Genomic DNA, 4,408 nt, shown 5'->3' with positions numbered 1-4,408 from the left:
GGGTGCTCGGCGCCGGCGGACGCCTGAGCCTGGGCGCCGGAACGCCGGCGGGCAACGAGCAGCGCGCGCGCTTGCGCGCCGAAGGCATCAGTATCCTGAACGAACGGGTGGATATCCGTCGGCACGGCTGGCGCCCGATGGAGCACAGCGGTTAGAGTGCGCGCTATCACCCGTTCCCCAGATTCGAGCCCGATGCCACGCAAATCCTGGCGAGAAGCCCTCGCCACCTATGCCAGCCCCGCCACCCTGGCACTGCTCCTGCTCGGCTTCGCCGCCGGCCTGCCTTACATGCTGGTGTTCTCCACCCTGTCGGTGTGGCTGCGCGAAGCCGGCGTGGCGCGCGAGACCATCGGCTTCGCCAGCCTGATCGGCCTGGCCTACGCCTTCAAATGGGTGTGGGCGCCGATGCTCGACCAATGGCGCCTGCCGCTGCTGGGCAAGCTGGGCCGGCGCCGCTCCTGGCTGGTGCTGGCGCAGAGCCTGATCGCCGTCGGTCTGGTCGGCATGGCCAGCTTCGACCCGCAAACCCAGCTCAGCTGGCTGATCGCCCTGGCGGTGGTGGTGGCCTTCGCCTCGGCCACCCAGGACATCGCGGTGGACGCCTACCGCCTGGAGATCGTCGACGACACCCGTCAGGCCGCCCTGGCCGCCGCCTACATGGCCGGCTACCGGGTCGCCGCGCTGCTCGCCACCGCCGGCGCGCTGTATTTCGCCGAGGGCTTCGGCTCCACCGCGCAGCTGTACAAGCACGGCGCCTGGGCCGGCACCTACCTGGTGTTCGCCCTACTGATGCTGCCGGGCCTGCTCACCAGCCTGTGGATGCGCGAGCCGCCGGTGCCGCTGAAGACCCAGCTGGCGGCGGCCAAGTACGGCTTCGTGCGGCAGATCCTCTCGGTGCTGGTGCTGATCGTACTGCTGGTGTCGGTGCCGGCGATGTTCACCCAGTTCTTCCACACCGACTTCGCCAGCGTGCTGCGCGGCGAGGCCAGCCTGCTCGACCTGCTGCTGGAGGACCGCGCCTTCCTGCGCGCCCTGCTCTACACCATCCTCACCGCGCTGTGCCTGTCGGCCATGGGCCGGCGCAGCCTGGCGCCGGTGCTGACCCCGGTCAACGACTTCATCCTGCGTTACCGCTGGCAGGCCCTGCTGCTGCTGGGCCTGATCGCCACCTACCGGCTGTCGGACACGGTGATGGGGGTGATGGCCAACGTCTTCTATATCGACCAGGGCTTTTCCAAGGATCAGATCGCCAGCGTCAGCAAGCTGTTCGGCCTGGTCATGACCCTGCTCGGCGCCGGCATGGGCGGCCTGCTGATCGTGCGCTTCGGCATCATGCCGATCCTGCTGATCGGCGCCTTCGCCTCGGCGGCGACCAACCTGCTGTTCATGCTGCTGGTGGGCATGGGCCCGCACCTGAACATGCTGATCGTCACCATCAGCTGCGACAACTTCAGCGCCGGCCTGGCCACCGCGGCCTTCGTCGCCTACCTGTCGAGCCTGACCAACCTGAAGTTCTCCGCCACCCAGTACGCCCTGCTCAGCTCCATCATGCTGCTGCTGCCGCGCCTGATCGGCGGCTACTCCGGGGTGATGGTGGAGAAGCTCGGCTACGCCCACTTCTTCCTCGCCACCGCGCTGCTCGGCATCCCCACGCTGATCCTGATCGCCCTGCAGTGGGGCCGCGACCGCCGCCAGCCCAACGGCGACACGCCGGTAGCGCCGGCGGAGAAGGCCTGAACGACAGACAGAAAAAAGCCCCGGACCTGCCGGGGCTTTTTCCATCCGCTACGCCTCAGTCGGCCTTGGCCAGGTGCACCACCCGCTGCGGGAAGGGGATGCCGATGCCGGCGGCGGTCAGGCGCTCCTTGGCCAGCTCGGTGAACTCGAAGGTCACCGGCCAGAAATCGGCGGTGGCCACCCACACCCGCAGCGACAGGTTGACCGCGCTGTCACCCAGACCGGTGACGAACACCACCGGCGCCGGATCGAGGTGCACGCGCGGGTCCTTGGCGATCTCCAGCAGCACTTCGCGGGCGCGCTTGATGTCGCTGGAGTAGTCGATGCCGATATTGATGTCGGCACGCCGGCGCGGTTCGCGCGAATAGTTGGTGATGTGGCCGTTGGACAGGCTGCCGTTGGGCACGATGACCACTTTGTTGTCGGCGGTCTTCAGCGTGGTGTGGAAGATCTGGATGCTGTCGACGCTACCGGCCACGCCCTGGGCCTCGATCCAGTCGCCGGCGCGGAACGGGCGGAACAGCATGATCAGCACGCCGCCGGCGAAGTTGGCCAGGCTGCCCTGCAGGGCCAGACCGATGGCCAGGCCGGCGGCACCGATCATGGCGATGAAGGAAGTGGTCTCCACGCCGATCATCGAGGCCACGCTGATCAGCAGCAGAATGCGCAGCACGATGCTGACCAGGCTGCCGATAAAGCTGCTCAGCGCCCGATCCACGCGCCGCGCCTCGAGCAGACGACCGATGCTGGCGGTCAGCCGGCCGATCAGCCACCAGCCGATCAGCAGGGTGATCAGCGCCAGGGTCAGCTTGCCGCTGTACTCCAGCACCACCGGCAGCCAGGCCTCCGAGAGCTTCACCAATTCGTCGACGTTCATCTCCATGGGGTACTCCTTTCCTGTGCATGAAACGACACCGCCATGGCATGCCATGGCGGTCAGAATGCTATCAATCCTGCGTTGCGACGCCGCTAGGCGGCAAAGGTTCAATCGCGGAAGTTGTTGTACTGCAGCGGCATGCCGAAATCGTGACCGCGCAGCAGGGCGATGGCCTCCTGCAGGTCATCGCGCTTCTTGCCGGTGATGCGCACCTGCTCGCCCTGGATGGCGGCCTGCACCTTGAGCTTGGCGTCCTTGATATGGGCGACGATCTTCTTCGCCAGCTCCTTGTCGATGCCCTCGCGGAAGGTCACCTCCTGTTTCATCACCTTGCCGGAGGCGTAGGCCTCCTTGGCTTCCATGCACTGACAGTCGATCTTGCGCTTGATCAGGCTGCTGCGCACGATGTCGAGCACCTGCTCGAGCATGAACTCGGCTTCGGCGGTCAGGGTGAGGGTCTTGTCCTTGCTTTCGATGCTGCACTTGCCGCGCAGATCGAAACGGCGATCGAGTTCCTTGACGGCATTGTCGACCGCGTTGGTCAGTTCGTGTTTGTCCAGTTCCGACACCACGTCGAACGAAGGCATGGGCTTGCTCCTGATGGACGGCGCGATCCCCTTCACGGAGTGAACGCGCCTGACTTGACGATAACTATGGCGGGCCCATTATAACCGGACTGATCCACGCCGTTTGGCGTCCTTCCTCTCTGTCGCGAGCCTACCCATGCCCAACCCCCATCTCAGCATCCTGGTGGTGGACGACGCCAAGTTCTCCAGCGCCATGATCGGTCGCGCCCTGAGCCAGGCCGGCTACCAGGACGTGCGCTTCGCCAGCAGCGCCGCCGAGGCCCTGCAGCTGCTCGAAGAGCGTCCCGCCAGCGTACTTCTGGCCGACTGGCTGATGCCCGAGATAGATGGCCTGGAGCTGACCGCGCGGGTGCGCCAGCTGGACGAGACGGCCGATCACTACACCTACGTCATCCTGCTCACCGGCAAGGAGGGCGAGAACGTGCTGGGCGAGGCCTTCGATCGCGGCGTCGACGACTTCATCAGCAAGGCGGCGATGAACGAGCAACTGGTGCCGCGGGTCTACGCCGCCGACCGTCTGTGCAATACCCTGCAGCGCCTGCTGCAGGAAAACCGCCTGCTGACGCAGAACATCGCCAGCCTGGAGCGGCGCAACCTGGTCGACCCGCTCACCGGCCTGGGCAACCCGCGCTACCTGCGGCAGAAGCTGGCCGACAGCCTGCGCCAGGTGGAGTCGCGCGGCGGCGCGGTGTGCTACCTGCTGATCGGCCTGCCAGAGGCCGGCCAGCTGCACCGCAAGTTCGGCGACCGCTTCTACAACGAGCTGCTGCACGGCGTGGCCCGGCGCCTGCAGCAACTGGTGCGGCCGCTGGACGTGCTGACCCGCCTGGACGACAACCACTTCGGCCTGATCACCCTGCTCGAAGACCTCCACGAATGCTCGCCGAGCAGCTTCAAGCGCCTGCACGAGGGCCTCAACCTCAAGGCGTTCAAGACCAGCGAAGGCTTTGTCACGCTCAAGGCCGGCATCAGCCTGGTGGGCCTGGACGCCAAGGCCCTGCCCACCGATCCGGAACAGCTGATTCGCCATGCCGAAGGCCTGCTGGCCGAGTCCTACGCCAGCGGCCGGGTCGCCGCCATGCGCCTGCCGCTGCTGTGACCTGGCACGTTCTCGGTGCCGGCAGCCTGGGCAGCCTGTGGGCCGCCCGCCTGGCCCGCGCCGGCCTGCCGGTACGGCTGATCCTGCGTAACCGCGAACGCCTGGCGG

5 protein-coding genes and 1 pseudogene are annotated in these 4,408 nt (G+C 66.8%); 4 read left to right on the top strand and 2 right to left on the bottom strand.

Features of this window, described 5'->3' with window-relative positions; genetic code table 11:
* Both N878_RS13430 and N878_RS13425 read left to right on the top strand, forming a co-directional pair.
* Positions 1-155, top strand: a pseudogene (locus tag N878_RS13430) (DNA base-flipping protein YbaZ); the annotation flags it as partial.
* 37 nt (positions 156-192) lie between these two features.
* A complete protein-coding gene (locus N878_RS13425) occupies positions 193-1,737 on the top strand; it encodes an AmpG family muropeptide MFS transporter (RefSeq protein WP_021444167.1) in 1,545 nt (514 codons plus the stop codon).
* A 55-nt stretch (positions 1,738-1,792) separates the two neighbouring features.
* Here N878_RS13425 and N878_RS13420 read toward each other — a convergent pair whose 3' ends face one another.
* Together N878_RS13420 and N878_RS13415 are read right to left on the bottom strand one after the other, a co-directional pair.
* The gene (locus N878_RS13420; RefSeq protein ID WP_021444166.1) at positions 1,793-2,620 is read right to left on the bottom strand and encodes a mechanosensitive ion channel family protein; all 828 of its coding nucleotides are present in this window, start codon (positions 2,618-2,620) and stop codon (positions 1,793-1,795) included.
* Between the two features lie 101 nt (positions 2,621-2,721).
* Positions 2,722-3,201, bottom strand: coding sequence for a YajQ family cyclic di-GMP-binding protein (locus N878_RS13415; RefSeq protein WP_021444165.1), 480 nt, complete (start codon positions 3,199-3,201; stop codon positions 2,722-2,724).
* A gap of 136 nt (positions 3,202-3,337) precedes the next feature.
* Between N878_RS13415 and N878_RS13410 the strand changes: the two genes are divergently transcribed.
* Together N878_RS13410 and N878_RS26845 are read left to right on the top strand one after the other, a co-directional pair.
* Positions 3,338-4,300 (top strand): response regulator, encoded by a 963-nt coding sequence (locus N878_RS13410; RefSeq protein ID WP_021444164.1) that lies wholly within the window; start codon positions 3,338-3,340, stop codon positions 4,298-4,300.
* A partial coding sequence (locus N878_RS26845) for a 2-dehydropantoate 2-reductase N-terminal domain-containing protein (protein WP_256218091.1) occupies positions 4,297-4,408 on the top strand: 112 nt, incomplete at its 3' end. The genes N878_RS13410 and N878_RS26845, both read left to right, overlap by 4 nt.

The organism is Pseudomonas sp. EGD-AK9 (genome assembly GCF_000465935.2).
GTDB lineage: Bacteria > Pseudomonadota > Gammaproteobacteria > Pseudomonadales > Pseudomonadaceae > Aquipseudomonas.
This window is presented reverse-complemented; position numbering and strand designations above follow the sequence as displayed.